The sequence below is a fragment of the Microbacterium meiriae genome, from assembly GCF_025143875.1.
GTDB lineage: Bacteria > Actinomycetota > Actinomycetes > Actinomycetales > Microbacteriaceae > Microbacterium > Microbacterium meiriae.
Genome location: NZ_JAMBDU010000030.1, coordinates 1 through 15,929, shown reverse-complemented (window position 1 = coordinate 15,929; position 15,929 = coordinate 1). Strand labels below are relative to the sequence as shown.

At 70.9% G+C, this 15,929-nt stretch carries 15 protein-coding genes; all 15 read right to left on the bottom strand.

The window, feature by feature from the left end; all coding sequences use genetic code 11:
• Positions 1-36: 36 nt before the first annotated feature.
• Complete coding sequence (locus M4D53_RS15255; protein WP_259954848.1) at positions 37-1,503, bottom strand: glutamate synthase subunit beta; 1,467 nt, start codon at positions 1,501-1,503, stop codon at positions 37-39.
• On the bottom strand, positions 1,496-6,019 hold the full coding sequence (gltB, locus tag M4D53_RS15250; RefSeq protein WP_187664155.1) for a glutamate synthase large subunit: 4,524 nt from the start codon (positions 6,017-6,019) through the stop codon (positions 1,496-1,498). Before gltB ends, M4D53_RS15255 begins: the two co-directional genes overlap by 8 nt.
• Before the next feature lie 142 nt (positions 6,020-6,161).
• Positions 6,162-7,187 (bottom strand): prolipoprotein diacylglyceryl transferase, encoded by a 1,026-nt coding sequence (gene lgt / locus M4D53_RS15245; RefSeq protein ID WP_259954846.1) that lies wholly within the window; start codon positions 7,185-7,187, stop codon positions 6,162-6,164.
• Between the two features lie 10 nt (positions 7,188-7,197).
• Positions 7,198-8,001 carry a tryptophan synthase subunit alpha gene (gene trpA, locus M4D53_RS15240; protein WP_083370860.1) on the bottom strand — a complete coding sequence of 268 codons (804 nt, stop codon included), beginning with the start codon at positions 7,999-8,001 and terminating at the stop codon, positions 7,198-7,200.
• On the bottom strand, positions 7,998-9,266 hold the full coding sequence (gene trpB, locus M4D53_RS15235) for a tryptophan synthase subunit beta (protein WP_259954843.1): 1,269 nt from the start codon (positions 9,264-9,266) through the stop codon (positions 7,998-8,000). The genes trpA and trpB overlap by 4 nt, the downstream gene beginning before the upstream one ends.
• Complete coding sequence (gene trpC / locus M4D53_RS15230) at positions 9,263-10,039, bottom strand: indole-3-glycerol phosphate synthase TrpC (protein ID WP_259954841.1); 777 nt, start codon at positions 10,037-10,039, stop codon at positions 9,263-9,265. Before trpC ends, trpB begins: the two co-directional genes overlap by 4 nt.
• On the bottom strand, positions 10,039-10,269 hold the full coding sequence (locus M4D53_RS15225; RefSeq protein ID WP_071328620.1) for an HGxxPAAW family protein: 231 nt from the start codon (positions 10,267-10,269) through the stop codon (positions 10,039-10,041). Before M4D53_RS15225 ends, trpC begins: the two co-directional genes overlap by 1 nt.
• A gap of 47 nt (positions 10,270-10,316) precedes the next feature.
• Positions 10,317-10,907, bottom strand: a complete 591-nt coding sequence (locus M4D53_RS15220; protein WP_259954838.1) for a Trp biosynthesis-associated membrane protein — start codon at positions 10,905-10,907, stop codon at positions 10,317-10,319.
• Positions 10,904-11,287: a phosphoribosyl-AMP cyclohydrolase gene (gene hisI / locus M4D53_RS15215; protein WP_259954836.1), complete on the bottom strand. Its 384-nt coding sequence runs from the start codon at positions 11,285-11,287 to the stop codon at positions 10,904-10,906. Before hisI ends, M4D53_RS15220 begins: the two co-directional genes overlap by 4 nt.
• A complete protein-coding gene (hisF, locus tag M4D53_RS15210; protein ID WP_259954835.1) occupies positions 11,284-12,045 on the bottom strand; it encodes an imidazole glycerol phosphate synthase subunit HisF in 762 nt (253 codons plus the stop codon). Before hisF ends, hisI begins: the two co-directional genes overlap by 4 nt.
• Entirely contained in the window at positions 12,045-12,884 is an 840-nt protein-coding gene (gene hisG / locus M4D53_RS15205; protein WP_187661494.1) for an ATP phosphoribosyltransferase, read from the bottom strand. The genes hisF and hisG overlap by 1 nt, the downstream gene beginning before the upstream one ends.
• Before the next feature lie 38 nt (positions 12,885-12,922).
• Entirely contained in the window at positions 12,923-13,186 is a 264-nt protein-coding gene (locus tag M4D53_RS15200; RefSeq protein WP_025103484.1) for a phosphoribosyl-ATP diphosphatase, read from the bottom strand.
• A complete protein-coding gene (gene rpe / locus M4D53_RS15195; RefSeq protein WP_259954830.1) occupies positions 13,183-13,863 on the bottom strand; it encodes a ribulose-phosphate 3-epimerase in 681 nt (226 codons plus the stop codon). The genes M4D53_RS15200 and rpe overlap by 4 nt, the downstream gene beginning before the upstream one ends.
• 4 nt (positions 13,864-13,867) lie before the next feature.
• Complete coding sequence (locus M4D53_RS15190) at positions 13,868-15,235, bottom strand: RsmB/NOP family class I SAM-dependent RNA methyltransferase (protein ID WP_259954887.1); 1,368 nt, start codon at positions 15,233-15,235, stop codon at positions 13,868-13,870.
• Positions 15,236-15,327: 92 nt separating this feature from the next.
• Positions 15,328-15,929: methionyl-tRNA formyltransferase (locus tag M4D53_RS15185; protein WP_259954829.1), on the bottom strand; the 602-nt coding region annotated here is incomplete at its 5' end.

The following is a 15,929-nucleotide window of genomic DNA, read 5'->3' as shown; positions in this document are numbered from 1 at the left end:
GGGGGATTACGTACAGGCGACACTGCCGGCCTCAGCCTACGCGGGCTGGAGGCCGATCGCGACATCGCTGGGGCGCACCGGCTCCGGCAGCACGGTGGTGCCCATGAGGAAGCGGTCGACGTTCGCCGCCGCCGCCCGGCCCTCCGCGATCGCCCAGACGATGAGCGACTGACCGCGACCGGCGTCACCCGCCACGAACACACCGGGGATCGACGACTCGTAGCTCGCGGCGCGACGGAAGGCGCCGCGCTCGGTGACCTCCGGCCGGGTGTCCTCGGTGTAGCCGTCCTGCTCCGGCCCGGTGAAGCCCATCGCGATGAGCACCAGGTCCGCGGGGATCTCGCGCTCCGTGCCGCTCTTGGGCACGCGGCGGCCGTCGATGTACTCGGTCTCGGCCACGCGCAGCGCGCGGACCTCGCCGACGTCGTTGGACAGGAACTCCACGGTCGACGCGAGGAACATCCGCTCCCCACCCTCCTCGTGAGCCGAGGCCACCTCGAAGATCGTCGGCATCATCGGCCAGGGCTGGTGATCCGGCCGCGTCTCGCTCGGCTGCTTGCCGATGGCGAGGTTGGTCACGCTCAGGGCGCCCTGGCGGTGCGCGGTGCCGATGCAGTCGGCCCCGGTGTCGCCGCCGCCGATGACGATGACGTGCTTGCCCTCGGCGGTGATCTGGCCGGGGACGGAGTCGCCGGCCACCGCGTGGTTCGACTCGACGAGGTACTCCATCGCGAAGTGCACACCGTCGAGGTCGCGACCGGGGATCGGCAGGTCGCGCGGGACGGTGGCGCCGGTGGCGATCACGACCGCGTCGTACCGGGCGCGCAGGTCGGCCCACGAGATATCCTTGCCGATCTCGACGCCGGCGCGGAACCGCGTGCCCTCCTCCTGCATCTGGCGCAGGCGGGCTTCGAGCTGGCTCTTCTCCATCTTGAAGTCCGGGATGCCGTAGCGGAGCAGGCCGCCGATGCGGTCGTCGCGCTCGAACACGGCGACGGTGTGCCCCGCCCGGGTCAGCTGCTGGGCGGCCGCGAGACCGGCGGGACCCGAGCCCACGACGGCCACGGTCTTGCCCGTCAGGCGCTCCGGCGGCTCCGGCTCGACCCAGCCCTTGGCGAAGGCCTCGTCGATGATGGAGACCTCGATCTGCTTGATCGTCACGGCCGGCTGGTTGATGCCGAGGACGCACGAGCTCTCGCACGGGGCCGGGCACAGGCGTCCGGTGAACTCCGGGAAGTTGTTCGTCGCGTGCAGACGCTCGATCGCCGCACGCCCCTCCCCGCGCCAGGTGAGGTCGTTCCATTCCGGGATGAGGTTGCCCAGCGGGCAGCCGGAGTGGCAGAACGGCACGCCGCAGTCCATGCACCGGCCGGCCTGGCGACGGAGCACGGCTTTGTCGCCGGGCTCGTACACCTCTTTCCAGTCCATGATGCGCACGGGCACCGGACGGCGAGCGGGAAGTTCCCGCTCGGTCACCTTCAGAAAGCCTTTGGGGTCAGCCACCGGTCACCTCCAGGATGCGGTTCCAGACGATGTCGCCGTCGGGGTCGATCCCCTCGGCCAGTGCCTCCTCGCGCATGCTGCGCACGGCGGCGTAGTCCCGCGGGAGCACCTTCACGAACTCCGCCGCGCTCGCGTCGAAGTCCTCCAGCAGAGCGGCGGCGCGCGGAGACGCCGTGCGCTCCACGTGTTCCACGAGCAGGCCGCGGAGCACTTCGAGGTCGGCGCGGTCCAGCGGCTCGAGCCGGAGCTCGCCGCTGCCGAGCGACTGCGCGTTGACCTTGCCGGTGTCCAGGGCATGCACGTAGGCCACTCCCCCGGACATGCCGGCGCCGAAGTTCCGGCCGGTCGACCCGAGGATGACCGCGAGGCCACCGGTCATGTACTCGAGAGCGTGGTCGCCGACGCCCTCGACCACAGCGGTCGCGCCGGAGTTGCGGACGAGGAAGCGCTCGCCCACCACGCCCGAGATGAACATGGTCCCCGATGTGGCGCCGTAGCCGATCACGTTGCCCGCGATGACGTTCTCGTGCGGGGCGATCGCGGAGCCGCGCGGCGGCCGGATCGTGATGTCCCCACCGGAGAGGCCCTTGCCCACGTAATCGTTGGCGTCGCCCTCCAGCCGGAGGATGATCCCCGGCGGCAGGAACGCGCCGAGCGACTGCCCCGCGGTGCCGGTGAGGGTGACGTCGATCGTCTCCTTCGGCAGGCCGGTGGCGCCGTGACGCGAGGTCACCTGATGCCCGAGCATCGTGCCGACCGCGCGCTCCGTGTTGGCGATCGGAAGCTCCACCACGACGGGGTCGCCGTTCAGCAGCGCCGCCTTCGCGATGTCGATGAGCTGCACGTCGAAGTGCTTGTCGAGCTCGTGGTCCTGGGCGCGCCCGCTGCGGCGCGGTTCGCCGGCCGGGAACGCCGGGCCCTCCAGCACGGGGCTGAGGTCGAGCCCTTCGGCCTTCCAGTGCGCGATCGCCGCGTTGGTCTCCAGCAGCTCGGTGCGGCCCACGATCTCGTCGATCGAGCGGTAGCCGAGCTCCGCGAGCAGCTCGCGCACCTCCTCCGCGATGAACTCCATGAAGTTGACGACGAACTCGGGCTTGCCCGTGAAGCGGTCGCGCAGGACGGGGTTCTGCGTCGCGACGCCCACCGGGCAGGTGTCGAGGTGGCAGACGCGCATCATGATGCAGCCGCTGACGACGAGGGGCGCAGTGGCGAAGCCGAACTCCTCGGCACCGAGGAGGGCGCCGATGATGACATCTCGACCGGTCTTGAGCTGACCGTCGACCTGCACGACCACGCGGTCGCGCATGCCGTTGAGCATGAGCGTCTGCTGCGTCTCGGCGAGGCCGAGCTCCCACGGTGTTCCGGCGTGCTTCAGCGAGTTCAGCGGGCTCGCGCCCGTGCCGCCGTCGTGACCGGACACGAGGATGACGTCGCTGAGCGCCTTGGCGACACCGGCCGAGACCGCGCCGATGCCGGACTGGCTGACGAGCTTCGTGTGGATGCGCGCCTCGGGGTTCGCCCGCTTCAGGTCGAAGATGAGCTGCTTGAGGTCTTCGATCGAGTAGATGTCGTGATGCGGAGGCGGCGAGATGAGCCCGACGCCCGCCGTGGCGTGTCGGGTGCGCGCGACCCACGGGTACACCTTGGTCGGCGGGAGCTGACCGCCCTCACCGGGCTTGGCGCCCTGGGCGAGCTTGATCTGGATGTCGTCGGCCTCGGTGAGGTAGAGGCTCGTGACACCGAACCGACCGGATGCCACCTGCTTGATGGCGCTGCGCCGTTCGGGATCGACGAGCCGGTCAGGGTCCTCCCCGCCCTCGCCCGTGTTCGACTTGCCGCCGATGCGGTTCATCGCGACGGCGAGGGTCTCGTGCGCCTCCTTGGAGATCGAGCCGTAGCTCATCGCGCCGGTGGAGAAGCGCTTGACGATGGCGGAGACGGGCTCCACCTCGTCCAGCGGCACGGGCTTGCGCGTCCCGGTCCGCAGCGAGAAGAGGCCGCGCAGGGTCTTCAGCTCGGCCGCCTGGTCGTCGACGAGCTTGGTGTACTCGCGGAAGATGTCGTAGCGGCGGGTCCGCGTGGAGTGCTGCAGCTTGAACACCGTCTCCGGGTTGAAGAGGTGCGGAGAGCCGTCGCGACGCCACTGGTACTCGCCGCCGGTCCACAGTCGCTCGTGGGCGCGGGCCGCGGCGTCCTCCGGGTAGGCGTAGTCGTGGCGGGCCTGGTTCTCGGCGAAGATCTCCTCGATCCCGATACCGCCGAGCTTCGACTCGGTGCGCGTGAAGTAGGCGTCGATGAACTCGGGGCTGAGGCCCACGGCCTCGAACACCTGCGCGCCCGCGTAGGACGACACCGTGGAGATGCCCATCTTCGACATGATCTTCAGCACGCCCTTGCCGAGCGCGTAGATGAGGTTCTTGACCGCCTTCTCCGGGGAGATGCCCGTGATGTAGCCGGTGCGCACGAGGTGCTCGACCGTCTCCATGGCGAGGTACGGGTTGATCGCGGAGGCACCGTAGCCGATGAGGGTCGCGACGTGGTGCACCTCGCGCACATCGCCGGCCTCGACGATCAGACCGACCTTCATCCGGTTCTCGCGCCGGATGAGGTGGTGATGGATCGCCGACACCATGAGCAGCGAGGGGATCGGGACGAGGTCCTTGTTCGAGTCCCGGTCGGACAGGATGATGAACTCCGCGCCGTCCTCGATGGCCTGATCCACCTCGGCGCACATCTCGGTGAGACGCTCCGCGAGGGTGTGGGGTCCGGCGTCGAAGTGGTAGAGGCCGCGGATGGTGGCACTCGAGCGCCCGGGCAGGGCCTTGTCGATGTGACGGATCTTCGCGAGCTCGTCGTTGTCGATGACCGGGAAGTCGAGCGACACCGTGCGGGTGTGCTCGGGCCCCCAGGTCAGGAGGTTGACCTCGGGACCGAGGCCGAGCTTGAGGCTCGTGACGACCTCTTCGCGGATCGAGTCCAGCGGCGGGTTGGTCACCTGCGCGAACTGCTGCGTGAAGTAGTCGAAGAGCAAGCGCGGGCGCTTGCTGAGGACGGCGATCGGCGTGTCCGACCCCATGGCACCCAGCGGCTCGACCCCCGTCTGGCCCATCGGGGTGAGGAGGATGCGGACCTCCTCCTCCGTGTACCCGAAGGTGCGCTGCCGGCGCGTGATGGATGCCGGCGGGTGCACGATGTGCTCGCGTTCCGGAAGGTCGGCCAGACGGACGGAACCCGCGTCGAGCCACTCCTGCCAGGGGTGCATCGTCGCGAGGTCGTGCTTGATCTCCTCGTCTTCGACGATCCGACGCTGGGCGGTGTCGACGAGGAACATCTTGCCGGGCTGGAGCCGGCCGCGGCGCTTGATGCGCTCCGGCTCGAAGTGCAGGACGCCGGTCTCGGAGCCGATGACCACGAGGCCGTCGGTGGTCTCCGTCCAGCGGCCAGGGCGCAGGCCGTTGCGGTCCAGCGTCGCGCCGACCAGGGTGCCGTCGGTGAAGATGAGGGCGGCCGGGCCGTCCCACGGCTCCATCTGGTTGGAGTGGTACTCGTAGAACGCGCGCAGCTCCGGCGAGATGTCGGCCTGCTTCTCGTAGGCCTCCGGCACCATCATCATGATCGCGTGCGGAAGGCTGCGGCCGGTGAGGGTCAGCAGCTCCAGCACCTCGTCGAACGACGCCGAGTCGCTGGCGCCGTCGGTGCAGATGGGCAGCAGGGGCGAGATGTCGCCGAGGAGCTCGGACTCGAGCTGCGACTGGCGGGCGCGCATCCAGTTGCGGTTGCCGCCGACCGTGTTGATCTCGCCGTTGTGGGCGAGCATCCGCAGCGGCTGCGCGAGCGGCCAGGACGGGAAGGTGTTGGTGGAATACCGTGAGTGCACGACGGCGAGCTCGGAGGCGAAGCGCTCGTCCTGCAGATCCGGGTAGAAGGGCTCGAGCTGCAGCGTGGTGACCATGCCCTTGTAGCCGAGCGTGCGGCTGGACAGGGAGACGAAGTAGGCGCCGAGCTCGTGGCCCGCGCGCTTGCGCAGGCGATAGGCGACGCGGTCGAGCGCGATGCCGGTCAGCGGCGCATCGGCCAGGGTGGCGCCGCCGGCGCTCACGAAGAGCTGCTCGAAGGCGGGGCGGGCCTCGTCGGCGAGCTTGCCGAGGTTCTCGTTGGCGGTGGGGACCTCGCGCCAGCCGAGGACGCGGAGGCCCTCCGCGCGGGCGATCTTCTCGATCCCGGCCTTCTGCTGGCGGCGCTCGCTCGAATCGCGAGGCAGGAAGGCCAGCCCGGCCGCGTACTCCCCCACGGGTGGCAGTTCGAAGCCGGTGACCGCGCGGAGGAAGTCGTCCGGCATCTGGGTGAGGATGCCGGCTCCGTCCCCGGTGCCCGCGTCGGACCCGATGGCCCCGCGGTGCTCCAGGTTGCGCAGGGCCTCGAGGGCCAGCGCGATGATGTCGTGCCCGGCTTCGCCGCGCAGCGTTGCGACCATGGCCAGGCCGCAGGCGTCCTTCTCGAACGCCGGGTTGTACATGCCCTGCTTCGGGGGGTATGCGCCGGAGGCGCCGTAAGGGGGCTGGAAGTACACCAGTTACCGTCCTCAGATCTTCAGTGAAACCCGGGGACGTCGTCGGCCCGCTCGTTCAGTGCAATGGTTCTCCCGCCGCGAGTCGGCGTTATCGGGAGCCGTCCCCGCTCGAGGGAGCAGCGCTTGTGGCAGTGGCTCCGGCGGCGACTTCTTCGGCCGGAGGCTCGCTCACGTCCACGAAATCAGAGGGATTGTCCTGCGATTGTACATCAGCGTCCACGTCCTTCCGTCCGCGGCCCGGCTGGTACGGCGAGGGCTCGAGACCGGGGTGACGGCGGGTCTGAACGACCAGGATGACGAGTCCGACGACGACGCCGATGATGGCTGCCCAGACGTTGCTGCGCAGGCCGAGGATGATCTCGCTCGGGTCGATCCGGATCGACTCCCACAGGATGCGTCCGGCGCTGTACCAGATCAGGTAGATCGCGAAGAGGCGACCCCACTGGAAGAACAGCTTGCGACCGAGCCACAGGAGCACGAGGACGCCGAGCCCGTTCCAGATGACCTCGTAGAGGAACGTCGGGTGGAACAGGGTGCCCTCGGGAAGCCCGGGAGGGAAGGCCGAGTTCGTCGACTCGATCTCCAGGCCCCACGGCAGCGAGGTGGGCAGGCCGAAGAGCTCGTGGTTGAACCAGTTGCCGAACCGGCCCATCGCCTGGGCGAGCAGCAGGCCGGGAGCCAGCGCGTCCGCGAACGTCCAGAAGCGGATGCCGGTCCACCGGCAGCCGAGGTACGCCCCGACGGCGCCGCCGATGAGCGCGCCGAAGATGGCGATGCCGCCCTCCCAGATCGCCCAGACGGAACCGGGCTCGAAGGGGTTCCAGGTGTTCTTGCCTTCGCCGAAGTAGAAATTCGGGTGGGTGAGCACGTGGAAGATGCGCGCGCCGATGATCGCGAGCGGCACCGCCAGGATCGCGATGTCGATGACCACCCACGGCTCCGCCCCGCGCTTGGTGAGGCGGTGGTTCGTCATCAGCACGGCGACGATGATGCCGGCGATGATGCAGAGCGCGTAGAAGTGGATCCGGAGCGGGCCGAGATCGAAGTACGACACGGGCGGGCTCGGGATGCTGGCGAGCACGCCGGCGGCGGTGCTGTGGAGCGCGGAGGACATGAGTGCGATCCTACTTCTCTGAGACGAAGCGCGCCGACGCGGTGCCGGCGGCCAGGGTTCGGGTGACTTCGGCGAGGGCGGGGACACCGCCGTCGCGGAGGGCGCGGACAAGGGCGGTGCCGACGATGGCGCCGTCGGCGTACTCGGAGACGCCGGCGATCTGCTCCGGGGTCGAGATGCCGATGCCCACGCAGGCGCGGCGGGCGCCGTGGTCGCGCAGTCGCGACACGAGGGTACGGGCTGCGCGGTCGAGCTCGGCCCGCTCCCCCGTGATGCCCATGGTGGAGACGGTGTAGACGAAGCCCGTCGAGGACCGCACGACGAGATCGAGCCGCTCGTCCGACGAGGTCGGAGCCGCGAGGAAGACCCGGTCGAGACCGAGGCGCTCGCTGGCCGCGATCCACTCGCCGGCCGCTTCCGGGGTGATGTCCGGAGTGATGAGGCCGGCGCCGCCCGCGGCGAGCAGGTCCTCGGCATAGCGGTCCACCCCGTACTGCAGCACCGGGTTCCAGTAGGTCATCACGAGGACCGGGACGTCGGTCGCGGCGGTGATCGCGCGGATGGCGGTGAAGAGGTCCTTCATCCGGAAGCCCGCGGCGAGGGCCTTGGTCGTCGCCTCCTGGATGATCGCGCCGTCCATGACGGGATCGCTGTAGGGAGGCCCGAGCTCGATGATGTCCACGCCGTTCTCGGCGAGGGCGATCGCCGCCTGGATGCTCGTCTCCAGGTCGGGGAAACCGACGGGCAGGTAGCCGACGAAGGCGCTGCGGCCGGCGTCGTGCGCGCGCTGGATGGCCTGTTCGACGCGGCTCACAGCTGCGGCTCTCCCTTCGAGGCCGCGTCCTCGGCGGCGCTCTCCTCGGACACGTCGTGCGCGAGGGCTTCCTCGTCGTAGAGCTCGAAGTACCGGGCGGCGGTGTCCATGTCCTTGTCGCCACGGCCCGAGAGGCAGATCGCGATCAGGCCGTCGGGGCCGAGCTCGCGGCCGATCCGCAGCGCACCGGCGAGGGCATGCGCCGACTCGATCGCGGGGATGATCCCCTCGGTCCGGCTCAGCAGCCGCAGAGCCTGCATCGCCTCGTCGTCCGTCGCCGGGATGTACTCGGCCCGACCGATGTCGGCCAGCCAGGAGTGCTCTGGACCCACGCCGGGGTAGTCGAGACCGGCGGAGATGGAGTGCGATTCGACGGTCTGGCCGTCCTCGTCCTGCAGCACGTACGTCTTCGCGCCGTGCAGCACGCCGGGGCGGCCGCGCTCGATCGACGCCGCGTGCTTGTCGGTGTCGACACCGTCGCCGGCAGCCTCCACGCCGTACAGCCGCACGCCCTCGTCGTCCAGGAACGCGTCGAACATGCCGATCGCGTTGGACCCGCCGCCGACGCAGGCGACGACGGCATCAGGGAGCCGGCCGACCTCGTCGAGGATCTGGGCACGGGCCTCTTCGCCGATGATCTTCTGGAAGTCGCGCACCATCGCCGGGAACGGATGCGGTCCCGCAGCCGTGCCGAAGATGTAGTTGGTCGTCTCGACCGAGGCGACCCAGTCGCGGTAGGCGTCGTTGATCGCGTCCTTCAACGTGCGCGACCCCGAGGTCACCGCGACGACCTCGGCGCCCAGCAGGCGCATCCGGGCGACGTTGAGCGCCTGACGCTCGGTGTCGACCTCGCCCATGTAGATGGTGCAGTCGAGCCCGAACAGGGCGGCGGCCGTCGCCGTCGCGACGCCGTGCTGCCCGGCCCCGGTCTCGGCGATGACCCGTGTCTTGCCGAGGCGCTTGGTGAGCAGGGCCTGGCCCAGCACGTTGTTGATCTTGTGCGAACCCGTGTGGTTGAGGTCCTCGCGCTTGAGGAAGACCCGCGCGCCGCCCGCGTGCTCGGCGAACCGCGGCACCTCGGTGAGCGCGGAGGGGCGCCCGGCGTAGGAGGACAGCAGATGGGCCAGCTCGGCTCGGAACTCCGGGTCGGCGATGGCCTCCTCGTAGGCGACCGTCAGCTCGTCGATCGCGGCGACCAGGGATTCCGGCATGTACCGCCCGCCGAAATCGCCGAAGAACGGACCGTGCTGGTCGCGCAGACTCACTTCGCCTCCAGGAAGCTCTTGAGAGTGGCCACCGGGTCTCCGGTCACCAGGGCCTCGCCGATCAGCACGACGTCGGCGCCGGCCGAACGGTAGTGCGCGACGTCGGCGGGCGTGAGCACCGCAGACTCCGCGATCTTGATCGCCGAATCCGGGATGCGGTCCACGAGCCGACCGAACAGATCGCGATCGAGTTCGAGGGTCTTCAGGTTGCGGGCGTTCACGCCGATCAGGTCGGCGCCGAGGTCGATCGCGGCCTCCAGCTCCTCCGCCGAGTGGGACTCGACGAGCGGAGTCATGCCGAGCTCGAGGATGAACCCGTACAGGTCGCGCAGGATGTCCGGCTCCAGGCCGGCGACGATGAGCAGGACGAGGTCGGCGCCGGCGGCGCGGGCCTCCAGCACCTGGTAACGGGTGGCGATGAAGTCCTTGCGCAGCACGGGAAGCGAGACCCGGGCGGTGACCGCCTCCAGATCGGCGAGGCTGCCTCCGAAACGACGTTCCTCGGTGAGGACGCTGATCGCGGAGGCACCGCCGGTCTCGTAGAGCGCGGCCTGGTGCGCGGGATCCGGGATCTCGGCGAGGGGGCCGCGGGACGGGCTCGCCCGCTTCACCTCGGCGATGATCTTCACCCGGTCGGCGGGAGCGAGGAACGACAGTGCGTCCTTCGCCGCGGGGCGCGAAAGAGCGTCACGCTCGACGACCGCGAGCGGGCGGGACTCAGAACGACGCTCGGCGTCTGCGACAGCGCCGGCCGTCAGGTCGGCGAGGACCACTAGTGCGCCTTCGGAGCGTACTTGGGACCCTTCACGCCGTAGCCCGCCTTCGCGAGCACCCAGCCGACGATCGCCCCGATCGGGATCAGCGCGGCGGAGATCCACACCAGGGTCGGCTGCTCGAAGCAGAACGCGACGGTCGCGGCGGCGAAGCCGACGAGCATGATCACGACGGCGGTCCAGGCCGCAGGCGAGTGTCCGTGGCCGGGGTCAGCGATCGGGTTGGTCATGTTCTCCTCCGGGGACGACGTGGGGATCTGGGTTCAGTCTATCGGGGTCAGCGCGTCGGGTCGGACCCCCGGGACAGCTCGTCCCAGGAATCGACCGCGTCGACGGGGCCGTCGTGCGGCGCATCGGTCGGCGCGTCGGTGCGGTAGCGACGGCCGCCGACCTTCCAGCGCCGCCAGGTGGTCAGCACGAGGACGGCGGCGGCGAGCAGGATCGCCCAGCCGCCGAGGGCGAGGTACGGCCAGACGGACGGGATGATGCTCGCCGCGACCTCGTGGACCGCTCCGCTTCCGGCGAGTCCCGTCGCCTCGGTGACGGTCGCGGCCACCGCGCCGTACGCGTCGCCGAGGAGGACCTGCAGCGTGGACCAGCCCAGGAACACGGCGGCCGCGGCGGCGAGCACCCCGAAGACGAGACGCACGGCCCGGCCGGCGATCGCGAGAGCCGCACCCAGCGCGAGCACGGCGAGGCTCAGCGGCGCGAGCAGCACGAGAGCGGAGGCGCCGGGGACGAGGATGTCCTCCCCCGCGTCCGCCCGCTGCACGGTGAACCAGGTCTGCGTGGAGGAGATGATCCCGATGGCGCCGGCCAGCAGGAAGCCCGTCACGGAGAGGGACCGGCCGCGCTGCGCGATGCTCACGAGGCCGCCGCCCCGTCGACGGCGTCCAGGTCGGTGGAGTCGAAGCACGTCCGCGTTCCGGTGTGGCACGCGGGGCCGGTCTGGTCGACGAGGAGCAGGAGCGCGTCACCGTCGCAGTCGAGGCGGGCCTCCCGCACGACCTGGATATGCCCGGAGGTGTCACCCTTGCGCCAGTACTCCTGGCGGGAGCGGGACCAGTAGGTCGCGCGGCCCGAGGTGAGCGTGCGGCGCAGGGCCTCGGCGTCCACCCAGGCGAGCATGAGCACCTCGCGCGAATCCCACTGCTGCACGATGATCGGGGCGAGCCCGTCCGCGTTGAACGCGACCTGGGCGATGCGGTCGTCGATGGAGACCTCGTCCTGCTTCGGCGTGTCGGTCATCGGACGAGCACTCCTTCCGCGCGCAGCGCATCCTTCACGTCACCGACGGTCAGGGCTCCGGTGTGGAACACGCTGGCCGCGAGCACAGCGTCCGCCCCCGCCTTGATGGCCGGCGCGAAGTCGGTCGCCCGCCCCGCACCGCCGGAGGCGATCACCGGGATCGGCGCGACTTCACGCATGAGGCGGACGAGCTCGAGATCGAAGCCGTCGCGGGTCCCGTCTGCGTCGATCGAGTTCACGAGCAGCTCCCCCGCGCCGCGCTCGGACGCCTCGCGCGCCCAGTCGAGCGCGTCCAGCGTGGTCTGCGTACGGCCGCCGTGCGTGGTGACGACGAAGCCGGATCGCGTCGTGTCGGCGCGCTTGACGTCGAGCGAGAGCACGAGCACCTGGGCGCCGAAGCGATCCGCGATCTCGCCGATGAGCTCGGGACGGGCGATCGCCGCGGAGTTCACGCCGACCTTGTCCGCACCGACCGAGAGGAGCCGCGCGACGTCGTCGACGCTGCGCACGCCGCCGCCCACCGTCAGCGGAACGAAGACCTGCTCTGCGGTGCGCTGCACGACGTCGTAGGTCGTCGCCCGCGCATCCACCGTCGCGGTGACGTCGAGGAACGTGATCTCGTCGGCGCCCTGGGCCGCGTAGTGACGGGCGAGCTCCACCGGATCACCCATGTCGCGGAGGTTCTCGAAGTTGACGCCCTTGACGACGCGGCCGTCGGCGACGTCCAGGCACGGGATGACGCGACTCGCGAGGGTCATCAGAGCCTCGCCGCGTGGATCGCCGTGACGAGGATGGCCCGGGCACCGAGGGCGTAGAGATCGTCCATCACCTGATTGACGCGGCGCCGCGGGATCATCACGCGGACGGCCACCCAGGACGGGTCGCGGAGCGGCGAGATGGTCGCGGACTCCCGACCGGGTGCGATGGCCACGGCCTGATCGACCAGCTCGGTGGGGAGGTCGTAGTCGAGGAGCACGTAACGGCGCGCGACCATAACGCCGCGGAGCCGGCGTAGCAGCGTGTCCACGCCGTCGGCCTCGCCGGGACGGCTGATCAGCACGGCCTCGGACTCCAGGATCACGGGGCCGAAGATCTCCAGCCCCGCCTGCCGCAGGGTGGTGCCGGTGGACACGACGTCGGCGACCGCATCGGCGACGCCGAGGCGCACCGCGGACTCGACCGCGCCGTCGAGCTGCACGAGCTCGGCGTTCACACCCTGGTCGCGGAGGAAGGAGCCCACCAGACCCGGGTAGGCGGAGGCGACGCGGACGCCGTCGAGGTCCTGGACCGAGGTGAAGCGTCCGGGAGGACCGGCGAAGCGGAACGTGGACGCCCCGAATCCGAGCTGCTCGATCTCGCGCGCCGGCTGCTGCACATCCAGGAGGAGGTCGCGACCGGTGATGCCGACATCGAGGGCACCGGAGGCCACGTACGTGGCGATGTCACGGGGGCGGAGGAAGAAGAACTCGACGTCGTTCTCGGCGTCGATGACATGCAGGGTCTTGGGGTCGCGGCGGCCGGCGTAGCCCGCCTCCGCGAGCATCTCGGCGGCGGTCTCGGAGAGCGAGCCCTTGTTGGGAACGGCGATGCGCAGCATGAACGGCTTTCAGTTCGAAGGAGTGGGACCGGAGCGCATCACAGATGTCGATAGACGTCCTGCAGCGTGAGGCCCTTCGCGAGCATCATCACCTGCAGGTGGTAGAGGAGCTGCGAGATCTCCTCGGCTGCGGCGGCGTCCGACTCGTACTCCGCCGCCATCCAGACCTCGGCGGCCTCTTCGACGATCTTCTTGCCGATCGCATGCACGCCGCCGTCGAGCTCCGCGACGGTGCCCGATCCCTCGGGGCGGGTCTCGGCCTTGACGCTGAGCTCGGCGAACAGCTCGTCGAAAGTCTTCACCCCTCCAGGCTACCGGCTCGCGCGAGGTCCCTGAGCCGGGTGACAGCCGCCTCCACGTCGTCCGCACCGTAGACCGCGGAGCCGGCGACGAAGGTGTCCGCCCCCGCTTCGGCAGCCTGGGCGATCGTCGCGTCGGAGATCCCGCCGTCGACCTGGAGCCAGACGGACGAACCGCGCCGCCGGGCCTCCGCGGACAGCGCCTGCAGCTTCGGAATGGTCTCCGGCATGAATCCCTGGCCTCCGAAGCCGGGCTCCACGGTCATCACGAGGATCTGGTCGAACTCGTCCAGCAGCTCGAAGAGTCCCTCGACGGGCGTCGCGGGCTTGACCGCCACCCCCGCACGGGCGCCGATGTCACGCAGCCGACGCGCGAGCGCCACCGGCTCCCCCGCCGCCTCCAGGTGGAAGGTCACGCTCGCGGCACCGAGTTCGGCGTAGCCGGGGGCCCAGCGATCCGGATCCGTGATCATGAGATGCACGTCCAGCGGGACCGGGCTGGTCTCCTGGATGCGCTGGACCATCTGCGGACCGAACGTGAGGTTCGGGACGAAGTGGTTGTCCATGACATCGACGTGCGCGAAGTCGGCCGTCGCGATGCGCGCGAGTTCCGCCTGCATGTTGACGAAGTCCGCGGCGAGGATGCTGGGGTTGATGCGCGGGGCGCGGGGCAGGTCCATGGTCTCAACCTTCCTTCGGGGCTTCTGTCGCATCGCCGGGGCGCTGCAGGAGTGCGAGGAACATCGCGTCGGTGCCGTGGCGATGCGGCCAGAGCTGTGCGCTGCCGGTCTGCGAGCGGCCGTCGTCGGCGAGGTCGATCGGCGACTGGGCCACGCCGCGCAGCACGGCGCGGGCGTCGAGTTCGACGAGCTCAGGACGCAGGCGCCGCACCTCCTCGACCACCGCCGTCGTCTCCGCGAGGTGGGGCGAGCAGGTGACGTACGCGACGATGCCTCCGGGAGCCAGAGCCTCCACGGCCGCCGTCAGCAGACCGACCTGCAGCGGCACGAGCTCGGCGACGTCCGCCGGGGACTTGCGCCACCGGGCCTCCGGGCGCCGACGGAGGGCGCCGAGGCCGGTGCAGGGGGCGTCGACCAGGATCCGGTCGAACGCGCCGGGTCGCTCGGCGGCCAGCTCCCGGCCGTCGCGCTCGTGGACGGTGACGTCGCCCGGGACGGCTCGCAGGGCGTTGCGCACGAGTCGGGCCCTGGTGGGCACGACCTCGTTGGCCTCCAGTACCGCGTCGTTCTCCCGGGCGACGGCGGCGAGCAGAGCGGTCTTCCCGCCGGGGCCCGCGCACAGGTCGAGCCACCGTTCCCCCTGACGGACCGGGGTCGCCGCGGTCAGCGCGAGCGCGACGAGCTGCGACCCTTCGTCCTGCACGCGGACCGCGCCCTCGGAGGCGGTCAGCGCGAGACGCGGATCGCCCCCCGGAGACGCGAATGCCGTGGCGGCGTAGGGCCGACGAGGCTCCTGCGGCTCCGCGAGCCCGGGGAGGGCGACGAGCGTCACCTCGGGCGAGACGTTGTCGGCCTCCAGCAGGGCGTCCAGTTCCTCGACACGCCCTTCGGCGGCGAGGGCGCGACGCAGCGCCCGGATGATCCACACCGGGTGCGCAGCACGGAGCGCCAGCCGTTCGTCGTCCGACCGTGCCGCCGCCTCGATGCGCGCGAGCCACTCCTGGGGCGACTCCCGGGCGATCCGCCGGAGCACCGCGTTCGCGAAGCTGGACGCCCCGCGACCGGCGTCGAGCGCGACGAGGTTCACCGACTCGTTCACGGCCGCGTGCGGGGCCACCCGCGTCGCGAGGAGCTGGTGCACGGCGAGCCGGAGCGCGTCGAGCACCGCGGGGTCGATCGCGTCGGCCGGGCGATCCGCGGCCGCGGCGATGATCGCGTCGTACGTGCCGCGGCGACGGAGTGTGCCGTAGGTCAGTTCCGTCGCCAAGGCCGCGTCCTGCGGGTCCAGCCCGGCCTCGGCGATCGCGGTCGGCAGCAGCAGGTTCGCGTAGGCGTCGGAGTCCGACACCGCCCTGATCACGTCGTACGCCACGCGGCGTGCCGGCTGGACCGTCCGGTCGGGGCCGCGGCCGTTCCGCGTCCGGTCCTCGCGCTGCGGGCCGCTGCCGGGGCGTCGCCGGTCGTTCACGAGCCGGCCACCGGGGTCGTGCCCTGCAGGCCCCGCCACCAGTCGGCGGCGTTCATGGGTCCCTTACCCGCGGGTTGCAGCCGGGTGACGGCGAGCGGTGAGGTGGCCGTCCCGATCAGGACCTGCGCTCGCGTTCCGACCATGGCGCCCGGTGGCAGGTCCTCCGCCCCGGCATCGGCGGGCCGGGCCTCGAGGATCTTGAGCCGCTGGCCGTCGATCGTCGTGTGCGCCCCCGGCTCCGGAGTGACCCCGCGGAACCGGGCGTACACGACGTCGAACGGCTCGCGGAAGTCGAGGAGACCGTCCTCGAGCGTCAGCTTGGCGGCGAACGTCGGCTCGCCCTCCTGCGGCACCGCGTGGGCAGTCCCGTCCGCGATCGCCGCGACCACGTCCGCGGTGAGAGCCGTGCCGTCGAGGGCCAGGGCCTCCAGTGCCTCCCCCGCCGTCGATGTGCCCGGCAGTTCGACGGCGCGCGTCGCGAACACGTCGCCGGCATCGAGCTCCGGGACGAGCTGGAAGACGCTCGCGCCGAGGACCGGATCTCCGGCGATCAGGGCGCGCTGCACCGGCGCGGCGCCGCGCCCGGCGCGCAGGAGCC